Source organism: Kribbella sp. NPDC050459, from assembly GCF_040655315.1.
In the GTDB taxonomy this organism is placed as follows: domain Bacteria; phylum Actinomycetota; class Actinomycetes; order Propionibacteriales; family Kribbellaceae; genus Kribbella.
In genome coordinates this window covers 241925-256095 of record NZ_JBFAJQ010000010.1, presented here as the reverse complement: position 1 = coordinate 256095, position 14171 = coordinate 241925, and the positions used below count along the sequence as shown (strand labels likewise).

Genomic DNA, 14171 nt, shown 5'->3' with positions numbered 1-14171 from the left:
TCAGGTCAGGTGGACACCGGGACGGCGCAGCCGTGAACCCGCGGCGTCGCCGGCAATTGGGTGGCGGGTGGGCGGCCGCGGGCGACGTACCCGAGGGTGATCACCGCGGCGACCACGCTGAGAGCCGCCATCACGAGCATCGCCGTCTGGTACCGGTGCCCGAGCGGCTGGACGAGGTCGTCCGAGCCGCCGACGCCCAGCAGCGCGGGGACGAGCGCGATCAGCACCACGCCCCCGACCCGGGACGCCGCGTCGTTGATCGCCGACGCCTCGCCGAGGTCGGCGTCGTCGACGGCAGCCAGGACGCCGGCCGTCAGCGGCGCGACCGTCAGCCCGATGCCAAGCCCCCACAACAGCGCGCCCGGCAGGATCGCGCTCAGGTAGCTCTCGCCCGGGCTCGCCGCCGACAACCACGCGAATCCGCCGGCCACGATCAGGATGCCGGCAGCCATCGGCCAGCGGACACCGACCCGGGCCACCAGAGCGCCGGCGAACGGCGAGACGAGCAAGAACACCACCGACTCCGGGATCAGCGCCGCACCCGCCTCGGTTGCGCTGTACCCCAGCTGCAACTGGCATTGCAGGACGACGAGGTAGCTCGCGGCGGACAGTGCGCCGTAGAACAGGACCGTCGCGGCGTTGATGGCGACGAACTGGCGGATCCGGAAGAGCGCCGTACGCAGCATGGGCGCTGCCTGTCGTTGCTCCACCGGGACCAGGGCGGCCAGACAGACCACACCGACACCGCCCGGGACCAGCACCGTCGCGCTCCCCCATCCGTCCGACGGTCCTGCGGTCAGCGCATAGATCACGCCGCCCAGTCCGACGACGGTGAGCAGAGCGCCGAGGAGGTCGACAGAGAGCTCCCGACGCGGGCGGCTGACTTCCGGTACGCCGCGCAGTACCCACAGGGCAGCTGCTATCAGCGGAACGTTCAGCAGGAACACGTACCGCCAGGAGGCGTGGTCGATCAGCCAGCCTCCGCCGTACGGCCCGAGCGTCGTACCCAGGGTTGACAACCCTGCCCAGATGCCGATCCCCTTGGCACGGTCCGCCGGCCGCAAGGTGCCGTTGAGCAAGGCCAGGCTGCTGGGCACGACCATCGCTCCACCGACTCCCTGCACGACCCGCGCCGCGATCAGCGCCTCGGTGTTCGGGGCAGCCGCGCAGCACAGCGACGCGATCAGCATGACGCCGAGGCCGATCATCAGGAGCCGGCGCCAGCCGAAGTGATCGGCCAGCGCGCCGGCGAGGAGAAGCATCGAGGCGACCGTCACCAGGTAGCCGGTCAGGACCCATTGCAGCCCGGTCACACCGGTCCCGAGGTCGCGGCCGATCGCGGGGATCGCGACGTTGATCATGTAGGCGTCGATGAAGCCGACCATCGAGGCCAGCACCGTCGCCGCCACCAGCAGGGCCCCGGCCCGGCCACGGATCGCGATCCCGGCGTACGACGCCCCGCCGGCCGCGGGCTCGTTCCGCGTCGTCATCGCGCGACCGTTCCGGGATCGCTCGGGTGCCGGGTCAGGGGCAGCGTGTCGACCGAGAGCCAGGGCGCCATCGGCAGTCCGTCGACGATCTTCCTGAGCAGCTCGGCCTCTGCGGTCTGCCAGTGGCCGAGGTTGCGGCCGTCACCCGGAAGCCGCCACAACCGGACCAGCTGCCCCGCGGCCGCGAGCTCCCGCGTCCGCCGCGCCTCCCGCGCAGTCATGGCGTCGACGTCGGCGGCAGTCGCTCCGGACGGGACGGTCAGGACGAAGGTCGTGAAGAACTCGCCGGCGCCCGGATCGAGCGCGATCCGATCGGGCCCCGGATCGTTCGGGTGGGCGGACAGCTCGGTCACCTCGTCGGTTCGCCAGATCCGCAACGGCATCGAGGCCAGGACGACCTCCAGCGCCGCGGGGTCGTCCGCCACGAACAGACCGAGCGTTCGCCACTGACCGGGGGCCGGCGGCGGACGCCACAAACGCTTCAGCCGGCCCTGCTCAGCCAATCCCGCGGAGTGGGCGGCCTCCTGGGCGCGCACTTCGGCGACCTCGGCCTCGGTGACGCCGTCCGGCACCCGGGTCGTCATCGTGACGAGAAATTCCATGTCCAGCCTCCGGCTCGTGGATGCTCCCGGGGTCCCACGATCCGCCGCGCCCGACCGCCACGACACCAGTGACGGTCCCTGGTCGGCGGAAACCAGGGACAGTCACTGGCCCGGCGGCCACCTGGTCCGCGCCACCCTGGACGCAACCGAAGGGAGTGCGCGATGGACAGCAAGCACGAGTACGACGTGATCGTGCTCGGCGCCGGGGCACCGGGCGAACACTGTGCCGCGACGTTGGCCAAGGGCGGCGCGCGCGTCGCCGTCGTGGAGCGTGAACTGCTCGGCGGCGAGTGCTCGTACTGGGCCTGTATCCCGTCGAAGACCTTGCTGCGCCCCGGCGAGGCGCTGGCCGAGGCGCTCGACGCGCCCGGCGCCCGGGAGGCCGTCACCGGCACGCTCGACGTCTCCGCTGCCCTCGGCTGGCGGGACTTCATGGTCTCCGGGTACGACGACTCCGGCCAGGTCTCGTGGGCCAAGGGCGCCGGGATCGAGATCCAGCGCGGTCACGGCCGGCTCGCGGGCCCGCACACCGTCGCGGTGGACGACCGGACCTGCACCGCGGAGGCGATCGTGGTCGCGACCGGCGCCGACCCGGTGATCCCACCGGTCCCCGGACTCCAGGAGCTGCCCGGCGTGTGGACGAACCGCGACGTCACCGGGCTCGTCGAGGTCCCGGACCGGCTGATCGTCCTGGGCGGCGGAGCCACCGGCGTCGAGATGAGTCAGGCACTGGCCCGGATGGGCGCGACCGTGACGCTGCTCGAGCGCGGCGAACACCTGCTCCCCCGCGAACCGCGGGCCATCGGCGAAGCGGTCGCGACCACACTCACCGCGGACGGCGTGGACGTCCGGGTCGGCACCGGCGCGGAGCGCGTCGCGCTCGCGGGATCGACGTACGTGGTCGACCTGAGCGACGCGACGCAGGTGACGGGTGACCGGATCCTGGTCGCGACCGGCCGCCGGCCGCGGGTCGACGGCATCGGGCTGGAGACCGTCGGCATCGATCCCGATCCGCGCGGCGTCCCGGTCGACGACACGCTGCAGGCAACTCCCGGCATCTGGGCGATCGGCGACGTCACCGGCCGGTGGCAACTGACGCACGTCGGCGAGTACCAGGGACGTGTTGCCGCAAGCAACATTCTCGGCAGGCCCCGGACGGCGAACTACGACGCGGTGCCGCGGGTCGTGTACTGCTACCCGCAGGCCGCGTCGGTCGGCGCCGCGGACGGCGCGTTCGTGGCCACCGTGCAACTGTCCGGTGTGCCACGAACCGCGACGTACCTCCGCTCGTACGACACCCAGCCCGGCTTCCTGACGCTGGTCTCGGACGGAACCCTGATCACGGGCGCGTACGCCGTCGGCCCGGAAGCCGGCGAGTGGCTGCAACAAGCCACGCTGGCGGTCCGCGCAAAGGTCCCGCTGCCCGTCATGCTCGACGTCATCCAGCCGTTCCCGACGTTCTCCGAAGCCTTCCTCCAGGCGCTGCGCGATCTGGAGGCCCAAGTCACCGCACGCTGACATGCCTCAGCGCTTGGGCTGCTCGCTCAGCTCCGAGCGGTACGCGCGGAACGCGTCGATGGACGCCGTCAGATAGCGCTTGACGACCTCGAGCTCGGCGGGCGTGAACTCGCTGGTGGCCGCGCGGTGATGGGCTCCCAGCGGCGTGAAGAACCGGCCGGCGAGTTCGCGGCCGGGCTCGCCGTACCGCAGGATCACCCGGCGCCGGTCGGCCGGATCGCGTTCCCGCTGGACGTGGCCGGCACGTTCGAGCCGGTCGAGCAGGGTCGTCACGGACCCGGTCGTCAGTCCCAGTTCGGCGGCCAGCTGGCCGGCCGTCAGCGGCCGGCCGCGCTCGCCGGCGACGAGGATCCGCACCAACGCCTCGACGTCGGTGCCGTGGACGCCGTGCCGCTGTGCGAACACGTGCGCGATCCGCTGCCCCTCCGCGACGAGCATCTGCACCAGGCCGACGAGGTCGTCCTGTGGGGGCCGGGACTTGCGCTCCACCACCTCCACCTCCTAATGTCTTGGAAATCAAGATACTTGATCATCGAGTTTTCTAGGCCTCGTTGGGAGTCACTGTGCCAGGTCCGGCCCGGTTGGTGCGCAGTCGGCGCACGGCCGCCTTCGTCGTCCTCGTGGCCGTCCTATTGGCGGCCGCGGCGTTGCTGCTGCCCAGCCCGGGCGAGGCCGCGCCCAGATCCGCGACGGGTCTGTCGACCGCGGCCGAGTCCGCGCAGGTCGAGCAGCTTCGCGCGCAGCTCCCCCAGGCCGACGGTTCCGCCGCGCTGATCGTGTTCAGCCGGTCCGACGGCGGCCCGCTGACCGCCGCCGACCGGTCCGCGGCGCAGGCCAAGGCCGCCTCGGTCGGCGTGCGGGCCCCGTTGCAGGTCCCGGAGAACGGGCGCGTCGCACTCGCCGTACTCCCCCTGTCGGAGCGCGACGACGTCGCGATCGCCACAGCCGTCGACCAGTTGCGCGAGAAGCTGCGCGGTCTGCCGTCCGGCCTGGAGACTGCCGTCACCGGTCCCGCTGCCTTCACCACCGACCTCACCAAGGTCTTCGACGGCGCCGACAGCAAGCTGATCATCGTCACCGCCGCAGTGGTCGCGCTGCTGCTCCTACTGACGTATCGCAGTCCCGGCCTGGTGCTTCTTCCACTGATCGTCGTCGGGCTCACCGAGCAGGTCACGACGAGCCTGTCCGACCAGGTCCTGTCACGCCTCGGAATTCCTGGCGGCGGACAGGTCACCGGGATCGTCAGCGTGCTGGTCTTCGGCGCCGCCACGGACTACGCACTGCTCCTGATCGCTCGGTACCGCGAGATCCTCCGGCACGAGGAGCGGCCGGGCTACGCCATGTCCCTCGCCGTACGCCGGGTCGCCGAACCGATCCTGGCCAGCGGCGGCACCGTCATCGCCGCACTTGCCCTGCTGTTGCTCGCGAGCACCGAGACGCTGGTCGGGATCGCGATCGGATGCATCATCGGTATCGCCCTCGCGATGGTCGCCGGGCTCGCAGTCCTGCCCGCGGTCCTGGTGCTGTTCGGACGGAAGGTGTTCTGGCCGTTCGTGCCGCGGGTGGGTGACCCCGCGACCGAGGGCAAGCTGTGGGGCCGCCTCGGGGCGGTTGTCGCGCGCCGGCCGGCCGTGGTGCTCGTGCTGTCCACCCTGGTTCTCGCCGGGCTCGCGCTCGGCACGTTCGGCGTCCGCACCGGTCTCGCGCAGAACGAGCAGTTCCGGGTCGAGCCGGAGGCGGTGCGCGGCGCGAAGATCCTGGCGGAGGCGTTCCCGGCCGGCTCCACGGAGCCGCTGACGGTGATCGGTCCCGCGCAGCAGGCATCCGCGGTGGCGGCGTCGATCAAGGACGCACCCGGCGTCGCCGAGGTCCGGCCGGGTGCCCGCAACGACCAACTCGCCTCCTACGACGTGGTGCTGACCGCCGAGCCGGGAAGCGCCGAGTCCTTCGCCGCGGTCCGGGACCTCCGCGAGCGGCTCGACCAGGTCGGGACGGACGTCCTGGTCGGGGGCGGCGCGGCCGAGACCCTCGACTCGAATGAGGCCGATCAGCGCGACCGGCTGCTGATCATGCCGCTGATCCTGCTGCTGGTGGGGGCAGTCCTGGTCGCCGTACTGCGGTCCGTGCTGGCACCCGTGCTGTTGCTGCTGACCGTCATCGCGTCGTTCTTCGCGAGCTTCGGGGCCAGCTGGCTGCTGTTCGACCATCTCCTGGGCTTCCCTGCCCTCGACGGACAGGTCATCTTGCTGTCCTTCCTGTTCCTCGTGGCACTCGGCGTCGACTACAACATCTTCCTGACCACGCGGGCTCGCGAGGAGGCGCGGACCACGAGCACCCGGGAAGGCATGCTGACCGGGCTCCGGGTGACGGGCGGCGTCATCACCAGCGCCGGGCTGCTGCTGGCGTCCGTCTTCGCGGTGCTCGGCGTGCTCCCGCTGATCACGCTGACCCAGGTCGGGGTGATCGTCTGTGTCGGCGTCCTGCTCGACACCCTGCTCGTCCGCACGGTCGTCGTCCCGGCGCTGGCCTTCCTGCTCGGCGACCGGTTCTGGTGGCCGAACAGGTCCGGGCAAAAGGTGCCTACGGCAACATCCTGAGCGGGGCTCAGGTCCAGGACGTGGCGAACAGGAAGCTCGCCAGCGGATAGTCGCGCAGCGCGCGGGTCAGTTCGTCCCGGAGGCTGGTCGCCAGGGCCGGTGGCAGCCGACGGAAATCGAGCAGCGCCGTGACCCAGCCCTCGGTCTGTGAGATCGGACGCGGGTCAGTGGTCAGCAGCGCTGCCCAGACCGCGTGCAGCAACTGCTCGATCGAGTCCTTGACCAGATCCGGATCCAGATCGCACTCCGGTCCCGGCCATCTCGACGTCAGGTCGGCGATCAAGGCCGCGTGCGCCAGTTCGAGCGCGGCCTGTTCGGCTGCCGCGGCCTCGGGCAACGGTTCCGCCCGCGGCACCACGGCGGGCATGGTCCGGATGACCTCGATCGCGTGGGCCGCGTCGGCGGCCCACGCGGTCGCCCCGAGGCTGGTTGCCCGCAGGTCGTCGGTCCCGAACGCCGGCCCGCCGACCAGCACCGGGATCCCCGCGGCTCGCGACGCCTCGATGAAGCGTCGTGTGGTCGGCAGCGAGCCGAGGACCGAGCAGCTGACCGCCACCGCGTCCGGGCCGAGATCCTGCAGGTACTGACTCAGCCGCAGCGCCGGTGTCGACGCGCCGAGCAGCGTCGTCTCCCACCCGTCGGAACGCAGCGCGCAGTCGATCATCATCGCCGCGAGCGCATGCCATTCGCGCTCGGCGCACGCCACGACGACCCGCCCCCGGACCACCGGCGTACGCCGTACTGCCCGTGCGATCGTCTCGGTCGCGGACATCGCCACCGCGGTCGCGGCGTGCTCGTCCGCCACCGACCACTCCCCGCGCTGCCACTTGTCGCCGACGACGCGCTGGGCCGGACCGACGACGTGGGTCAGCAACGCGATCGGATCCGCACCGTCCGCCAGCGCCGCATCCACGACGCCGAGCGCATTCGTGACGTCGACCTTCGCCACGGCGTCCTGGAACGCCGTCAGGGTCGCTCCGAGATCGGCCGCGCTCACGCGGTCGTCCGCGCGCAGCCGACCGACACCACGGCGATGTCGTCATGAGCACGACCGGCGAGGTGCTCGACCACGTCCTGTTCGACGGCGGCGCAGACCACGTCGGGTGCGGCGCCGGCGAGCCGGCCCAGCAGCTCGGCCAACCGGTCGTCGCCGTAGAAACCGGACTCACCGCGGGCCTCCTCGACACCGTCGGTGTACAGCACCAGCTGATCGCCGGGCGCCAGCCGGACCGTGGTCGCGACGTACTGCGCATCGCCGACGACGCCCAGCACCGCGCCTTCCGCCTCGACGGCCTCGACCTCGCCGTCGGCGCGGACAAGCAGTGGTGGTGCGTGGCCGGCGGACGCGACCTCCACGACCAGGTCCCCGGCCTCGGGACTCTCTCCGGCGCGGACGCGCAGGCAGAGCAGCGTGATGAAGCGCTCCGACGTGTCGTCGTGGAAGACCGCGCTCAGGGCGCCCAGCAGAGCGCCCGGTTCGCGCTCGAAATGTGCCGCGGTCCGAAGGCTCTGACGTGCTCTGCCGGTCAGGACCGCGGCATTCACACCCTTGCCGCAGACGTCGCCCAGGGCGATCAGCCAATCCTCCCCCGCGCGGAAGACGTCGTAGAAGTCACCGCCGATGTCGAGCTGCTCGGCAGCCGGCCGATAGCGCGCCCCGAGCACGGCACCGGGCACGTCCGGCAGCGGCGGTGGCACGAGGCTGTCGTGCAACGCCGACGTGATCTCGCCACGCTGTTCGTACAGCCGTGCGGAGTCCAGCGCCAGCGACGCCCGGGCTGCGATCCGCTCGGCCAGTGCGATGTCGTCCGAACCGAATCCGCGCCCCTGCCCGCGCACCATGATCAGCGCGCCCAGCGTCGCGCCCCGCGCGGTCAGGCCGATGGCGAGCACGTCCGCCGGGCGCAGCGACGCAGCCTCGTGCCGCAGGACCGAATGCGGGATGAGCGCGGACAGGCCGTCCTCGACCCCCGCGGCGACATGCAAGAGCTCCCGCATACCGGTCGTCAGCACCCGCCCGAGAGCCGTGCCGGCCACACGCCGCCGCGACACCGTCAGCTCGGCCGTCACGTCGCTGCCCCCGAACAGCTGGAGACCGGCGCCCTGCGGACTGGCGAGCGCGACCACCGCCCAATCGGCGACCTCGGGGCGCACTCCGTCGAGGAGTTGCAGGACAGAGCGCCGCAGGTTGAGCGAACCGGCCATCGCCAGCGCGATGTCCTCCGCGAGCTCGGGCCGGGCCCCGGTCGTTGCCGGTGCGTGTCCGGTGCCGGTGGCGTCCTCAGCCTTGATCATCGGTCACCGAGCCGGTGGCCGGAACCGTTGAAACGACCGCTTCGACCGCCTGGTCGAGCGTCTCGTGGACGGCGAACACCTTGTGCAGTTTGGTGACCTTGAAGATCTTGTGCACCCGCGGGCTGGGCGCCGCCAGGACCAGGGCCCCGCCCCGCGCCGCCGCTTCCTTGTGCGCACCGACCAGGACGCCGAGGCCGCTGGAGTCCATGAACTCGACCCCGCTCAGGTCGAGCACGATCGGCCGTGGTCCGAGCTGGGCCTTCAGGCCGGCGGTGAGCACCGGCGCACTCTCCAGGTCGAGGTCGCCCACGACCCGGACCATCACGTACGACCCCGCATCGATCGTGGTGAGGACGAGTTCGGCACCTTCATCGAGCATGACAGCAGCAGCTTCCTGCCGGGCACCTGGCAACGAACGACGCAGGCAACCCGACGGCTCAACGCGCGCGAAGGCGCGGGCCAATACTCGGCTGCTGGCTAAACCGATGACCTCGCCTACAACTATCACCGCCACCCGGCGCGGGCAACCTGACACACCTGCACCCGGCGGCCGGCCGCCGTGATCGCGACTGTCCGCTCACGACCGTGTACAGGGAGCGGACAGGGTCAGCGGGAGACCGGCAGGTCGCGGTCCTCGATGACCCGGCGGGCGATCTCGGGCAGCTTCACGTTGTACTCCAGCGAGATCCCGCTCAGCACCTCGTACGCCTCCCGGCTGTCGATGCCGTAGCGCTCCATCAGCACCCCGAGGCTCGAGCTGACCAGGCGGTGCGTCTCGATCGACGCGTGCAAGCGGTGCTGGTACCACAGCGATTCCATGGCGACAGCGACATGGGTCGAGAACGGCCTGACGTACGTCAGGTCGGTGACCGTGCCGGGCCAGTACAGCGACAGCACACCGACGGCCCGCCCGCGGCCCGGGATCAACGGGACGTGCGTGACGCGCCTTGCATCGCGTACGTCGGCGGACACGGGCTCGGCCGCCTCGAGCGAACGCCGCAAGGCACCGGCTGGCGTCGCCGCGTCGTCGCGGAGCAGATCGGCTGCCGGACCAGCCACGTCGACGAGCGCCGCGTCGCGACCGAGCGTGGCGACGCCGACGAGCGGGCAAGCGAAGAACGCCGCCGCCAGCTCGGCTGTCACTGTCAGTAGGTCGGTCATGTCCCGGGCGGACTGGAGCCGCAACGCCACGTCGGCGAGTTCTGCCGCCTTACGGCGCACGATCTGCTCGTCGTCTGTTCGCAACGGACTCCCCATCGGCAACGTGGACCGGCGCGCGCCGGGTCCGGGTCTGGATCGTCGGGATCATAGGCGATCCGTCCCCCGCAGGCCGCCGGTCCGGGCACTTTCCGGCCGGTGGGGCCGTGCTGGGCACGGTGGCCCGGAAGACGCACAATGAATCCACCGGTCGGCGCCGCCGACCATTCGAGTCGAGGGTACTGCGATGGAACTACCGGAGTTGGCCGACCTGATGACCACGGTCGCCGACACATTGCGAACGCCGGTCACGGCCGAGGATTCGCTCGACCTGATCACCTCCAGCGTGGCCGCGTCGATCCCCGGCATCACGGGCGCCAGCATCTCGGTGACCAGCACCGACGGCACGATCGAGACGCTCGCACCGACCGATCCGCTCGCGGCCGAGGTCGACCAGTTGCAGTACGACCTGGGCGAGGGGCCGTGCCTCGACGCGGCGCTCAGCGAGCCGGTCGTGCAGGTCGACAACCTGGGGACCGACGACCGGTGGCCGCAGTACGGTCCGAAGGCCGCCGCCCTCGGGATGCACTCGCAGCTCTCGTTCCAGTTCCGGGCCGCGCCGCGGGTCCGCGGCGCGCTCAACCTGTACGCCGACAAGCCGCAGGCCTTCGACGCCGACGCCCACTACATCGCGGGCATGTACGCCGACTGGGCCGCCGTCCTGCTGGGCTGGAGCCGGCAGGAGTCGACGATGACGGAGGCGCTCGAGAGCCGGACCACGATCGGCACCGCCATCGGGATCCTGATGGAGCGCTACCAGCTCGACGCGAACCGGGCCTTCACGTTCCTCGTCCGGACGTCGCAGACCGGCAACGTCAAGCTCCGCGAGGTCGCGGCCGGGGTGGTCCGGGACACCGCCAAGAAGGCGCGAACATAGGTCCTAGCTGAGATAGGGGTTTCCGGCGCTGGTCCACTTCACGACGCCGGTGTACGCCTGCCGTTTGTTCGAGTCCTTCACCCCGTTGTGGTTGGCGTCGACGTACGCGTGGAACGCGATCCGCGTGGTCCCGCCGACGTTCAGCACGGTCGCTCCGCCGGGACCGCAGAGCCGGGTCGACGTGGTCGTCATCAAGGTCTTCACCCGTGTGAAACGCCCGCCCCAGAAGGTGTTCGCGGACCATACGTCGGTGTTGTACGAGCAGTTGACGTAGTCACCGCGCGAGGCGAACAACCACACCTTGCCGCCGTGCGCGATCACCGACGGGCCTTCGATCCTGGTGGAGCTGACGATCTTCGCGATGCTGTTGCCGACCACCCGCGTACCGCTCTGGGTGTCCATCTGCACCGCGCGGATCTGGAAGCCGGACGCGTTGCGGTAGTCGCTCTTGTAGATCAGGTACCGCTTGCCGTCCTTGGCGCGGTACGCCGCCGGGTCGATCGCCTCGTACCCGCGCGAGACCCACGGCGAGCAGACGACCGGCTTCGCACCGGGCGTGTAGTTGCCCGCCGGCTGCCGCGAGGTCGCGACGCCGATGCAGTGCACGTGGCGGGACACCGACTCGCCGGTGAAGTACATGACGTACAACGCGCCGCGGCTGTCCGAGCTCTGGAAGACTTCCGGTGCCCACAGCAACGGCTTGCTGTGATCGACCCAGGCCGGGATCGCCGCCATCGACTTGTGGACCGCCGACCAGCCGCCGCTCGTCGTCCAGCGCGCGCCGTAGCCGGCGCCGGTCCGGAACAGGTAGTACTTCGAGCCGAAGTGCGCGAATCCGGGGTCGGCGAACTCCTCGGTGCCGACCCGGCGCACACTGCTCGGCCCGGCCGCCTCGGCGACACCCGCCGGCATCAGCGTTGCGCACAGACTGGCGACGATACCTAGGACAAGTGGCGTACGGCGCATGCGAACTCCCGTGGGCGTCGGGGTTGTCAAGGTGCTGCAATGTACCCCGGCCACCGGGCCACCTTCAGAGACACCAACCCGAACGCGCCGTCTGTGACGAACAGGCCCAGCTGCCCAAGCCCCAAGTCGTACCGGCGGAAGCTCAGCGCGATCCGGTTGTCGACCACTACCTGTCCGGTCGTCCCGTCCAGCAGCACCTGCACCGTATGCCGGCCAGGCGGCAGCGGACAGGCTCGCTCGAGCTCCACGACGTACGGCACGTCGCCGCGAACCTGCCACTGTGCAGGGCCGGTGCGGCCGCGGGGCCAGTGATCCATGACCAAACGGTTCGCTTGTGGCTCCAGGCGGACGATCGTCGCGTCCTCGCCGTCCGGCCCGGCATGCAGCAGCAAGCCGAACGACTGCGTGCCGGGATCGACGTCGACGGTCAGTGTGATCAGGCACCGCCCGGGAACGGGTTCACCGATCCAAGCGGCGTACCGGTCGATCGCGCCCTGCCCCGGTACGGCGTCCGCGCCGTCGAGCGGTGACACCTGCACATCCTGTACGTCGCCGTGCGCCGCGACGACCTCACGCGGGAACCCGAACGCCAGGGTGCCGTCGTCCTCCTGGTGCGCCTCGAGGACAGCGAGGTCGCCGGCCCACTGCCACGGGCCGGTGTCCGAATCCCCTTGTTTCGTGGGGATCCAGCCGACGAAGAATCGCCGTCGGTCGTGTTCGACCGATTTGGATGCGTAGAACGCTCGTCCGTCGACGGTGTCGCGCGCGGGTGCGAGCCACGGCCCGTCGGGACCGCGCGCGATCCGGTAGCGCGTCTGGAACGCGTCGGTGAACTCGGAGTAGACCAGGTACCACCAGTCGCCCCACTGGAACACGTCCGGGCACTCCTGGGTGATGAACCGGTGCGGCTCCCACAGCGGCTCCGCGAGTTCCCACTTCTCCAGATCGGTCGACGTCAGCCGCGCCACCACACCGCACCGGCGATCGGGCGCAGCGGCGTACCGCGCAGCGAGCACCAGCTGCCAGGTTTCACCGACCCGGTAGACGAACGGATCCCGCCAGTCCTGTGGCACGAACCCTTCCGGCGCACCGAAGGACAGTGCGGGCTGCTTTGTCCAGCGCGTCGGATCACCGTCGCTGACCGCGTGACAGACCACCTGGAACGAGCCGTCCGCATCGCCGCGCCGCGGGTTGTGGCCGGTGTAGAACAGATGCAGCCGGTCCCCGTCGGCGACCACACTTCCCGTGTAGCAGTCGAAGTCCTCGTCGTCGCGACCACCAGCCGGCAGGACGACGCCGTGGTCCGTGTACTGCACGAAATCCGTTGTCGACAGCAACGCCCAGGGCATCCCATCCTCCCCTGCGGTCGGGTCGTCGGGGCGCTCGTCGAGCAGGTAGAACAACCAGATCCGCCCGGCATGACTGAACGGGATCACGTCACCGACGAAGCCCGACGACGGGCGCCAGTGGATCATTGCGGCGTCCCGCGCCGGCGCCGGCGCGGCGGATCGCCGACCGAGTCGCGCTCGATCAGCTCGCAGTCGACGATGATCCGCTCGGGGGCCTCGTCCGGCGGGGACAGCACCAGCTCCCCCGCGCGGCGGCCGAGCATCAGGTGCGGCAGTGCGGCGGTGGTCAGCCCCGGGCGGACCTGGTCCGCGACGTCAGGCTGGTCGTCGAACCCCACGATGCTGATGTCGCGCGGGCACTCCAGGCCGAGCGCGTGGGCGGCGAGCAGCGCACCGATCGCCATCCGGTCGTTGCCGCACACGAGCGCGGTCGATCCGTGCTCCGGCACCACCTCGGTCGCGAGGTCGTACCCGGAGCCGATCTGGTAGTTGCCGTACCGGTGGACGAGGTCGGCCGGCCGCAGACCGGCCGCGCGGGCGGCGTCGTCGAAGCCGCGGCGGCGCTCCTTGCAGGCGTAGTCGTTCCGCATACCGCCGAGGAAGGCGACGTCGCGGTGCCCGCGGTCGAAGACCGATGCGGCCGCGGCGCGCCCACCGGCGTACTCGTCGGCGAGCAGGACCGTGTCGGCGTGCCCCTCCTCCGGCCAGCAGTTCACGAAGATCGTCCGGATCCCGTCGAGGCGCGGGCTGCGGTGCAACGGCTTCGGCGAGAGTGACGCGTACACGATCGCGGCGACGCCCTGCCCGACCAGACTCGCCACCGCGTCGTCGCCCTGCCCCGGGTCGTCGGTGGTGTCGACGACCATGCACACGTACCCGGCGGGCTGGACGACCTGTTGCAGGCCGAGCACGATCAGACCCGCATACGGCTGGGAGACGATACCGCTCGTCACGACGCCGACCGTGAACGACTTGTTCGACCGGAGCAGCTGCGCGGCCCGGTTCGGGACGAACTCGAGCTCGGCCGCGGCCTCGAGGACGCGCCGCCGGGTCTCCTCGGCCACCGCGACGTCACGACGGTCGTTGAGCACGAACGAGACCGTCGGCTGGGACACCCCCGCACGTCGCGCGACGTCGGTCATCGTGACCCGCTTCGGCCGGCCGGCCGGCTGCTTCGCCATGGTCCCCCTCTGCGCTGCGCGGCCTCGTCGCCGCGGTCT

General features: G+C 71.0%; 13 protein-coding genes. 3 read left to right on the top strand and 10 right to left on the bottom strand.

Annotated elements, in window-relative coordinates:
- Positions 1 to 5 precede the first annotated feature (5 nt).
- Positions 6 to 1490, bottom strand: a complete 1485-nt coding sequence (locus tag AB0I12_RS29305; protein ID WP_359935511.1) for a DHA2 family efflux MFS transporter permease subunit — start codon at positions 1488 to 1490, stop codon at positions 6 to 8.
- The gene (locus AB0I12_RS29300) at positions 1487 to 2092 is read right to left on the bottom strand and encodes a muconolactone Delta-isomerase family protein (protein ID WP_359935509.1); all 606 of its coding nucleotides are present in this window, start codon (positions 2090 to 2092) and stop codon (positions 1487 to 1489) included. The genes AB0I12_RS29305 and AB0I12_RS29300 overlap by 4 nt, the downstream gene beginning before the upstream one ends.
- 162 nt (positions 2093 to 2254) lie before the next feature.
- Here AB0I12_RS29300 and AB0I12_RS29295 point away from each other — a divergent pair, with 162 nt between their 5' ends.
- Positions 2255 to 3610, top strand: a complete 1356-nt coding sequence (locus tag AB0I12_RS29295; RefSeq protein ID WP_359935507.1) for an NAD(P)/FAD-dependent oxidoreductase — start codon at positions 2255 to 2257, stop codon at positions 3608 to 3610.
- A 6-nt stretch (positions 3611 to 3616) separates the two neighbouring features.
- Here the strand turns inward: AB0I12_RS29295 and AB0I12_RS29290 are convergent, their stop codons facing one another.
- Entirely contained in the window at positions 3617 to 4099 is a 483-nt protein-coding gene (locus tag AB0I12_RS29290) for a MarR family winged helix-turn-helix transcriptional regulator (protein ID WP_359935505.1), read from the bottom strand.
- Positions 4100 to 4194: 95 nt separating this feature from the next.
- On the opposite strand from AB0I12_RS29290, the gene AB0I12_RS29285 reads away from it, so the two are divergent.
- On the top strand, positions 4195 to 6207 hold the full coding sequence (locus AB0I12_RS29285) for an MMPL family transporter (RefSeq protein ID WP_359935503.1): 2013 nt from the start codon (positions 4195 to 4197) through the stop codon (positions 6205 to 6207).
- A 7-nt stretch (positions 6208 to 6214) separates the two neighbouring features.
- Here AB0I12_RS29285 and AB0I12_RS29280 read toward each other — a convergent pair whose 3' ends face one another.
- The 4 genes from AB0I12_RS29280 to AB0I12_RS29265 all read right to left on the bottom strand — a co-directional run bounded on the left by AB0I12_RS29280 (position 6215) and on the right by AB0I12_RS29265 (position 9747).
- A complete protein-coding gene (locus AB0I12_RS29280) occupies positions 6215 to 7204 on the bottom strand; it encodes a cobalamin-dependent protein (RefSeq protein WP_359935501.1) in 990 nt (329 codons plus the stop codon).
- A complete protein-coding gene (locus AB0I12_RS29275; RefSeq protein ID WP_359935499.1) occupies positions 7201 to 8502 on the bottom strand; it encodes a SpoIIE family protein phosphatase in 1302 nt (433 codons plus the stop codon). The genes AB0I12_RS29280 and AB0I12_RS29275 overlap by 4 nt, the downstream gene beginning before the upstream one ends.
- Complete coding sequence (locus AB0I12_RS29270; RefSeq protein ID WP_359935497.1) at positions 8489 to 8881, bottom strand: STAS domain-containing protein; 393 nt, start codon at positions 8879 to 8881, stop codon at positions 8489 to 8491. The genes AB0I12_RS29275 and AB0I12_RS29270 overlap by 14 nt, the downstream gene beginning before the upstream one ends.
- A 227-nt stretch (positions 8882 to 9108) precedes the next feature.
- Positions 9109 to 9747 carry an ANTAR domain-containing protein gene (locus AB0I12_RS29265; RefSeq protein ID WP_359935495.1) on the bottom strand — a complete coding sequence of 213 codons (639 nt, stop codon included), beginning with the start codon at positions 9745 to 9747 and terminating at the stop codon, positions 9109 to 9111.
- Between the two features lie 199 nt (positions 9748 to 9946).
- On the opposite strand from AB0I12_RS29265, the gene AB0I12_RS29260 reads away from it, so the two are divergent.
- The gene (locus AB0I12_RS29260; RefSeq protein WP_359935493.1) at positions 9947 to 10636 is read left to right on the top strand and encodes a GAF and ANTAR domain-containing protein; all 690 of its coding nucleotides are present in this window, start codon (positions 9947 to 9949) and stop codon (positions 10634 to 10636) included.
- A gap of 3 nt (positions 10637 to 10639) precedes the next feature.
- Here AB0I12_RS29260 and AB0I12_RS29255 read toward each other — a convergent pair whose 3' ends face one another.
- Genes AB0I12_RS29255 through AB0I12_RS29245 form a run of 3 tightly spaced genes read right to left on the bottom strand, consistent with a single transcriptional unit; the run spans position 10640 to position 14132 of the window.
- Positions 10640 to 11602: a family 43 glycosylhydrolase gene (locus tag AB0I12_RS29255; protein ID WP_359935491.1), complete on the bottom strand. Its 963-nt coding sequence runs from the start codon at positions 11600 to 11602 to the stop codon at positions 10640 to 10642.
- Positions 11603 to 11628: 26 nt separating this feature from the next.
- Positions 11629 to 13077 carry a glycoside hydrolase gene (locus tag AB0I12_RS29250; RefSeq protein ID WP_359935489.1) on the bottom strand — a complete coding sequence of 483 codons (1449 nt, stop codon included), beginning with the start codon at positions 13075 to 13077 and terminating at the stop codon, positions 11629 to 11631.
- Positions 13074 to 14132, bottom strand: coding sequence for a LacI family DNA-binding transcriptional regulator (locus tag AB0I12_RS29245; protein WP_359935487.1), 1059 nt, complete (start codon positions 14130 to 14132; stop codon positions 13074 to 13076). The genes AB0I12_RS29250 and AB0I12_RS29245 overlap by 4 nt, the downstream gene beginning before the upstream one ends.
- Between the last annotated feature and the right edge of the window lie 39 nt (positions 14133 to 14171).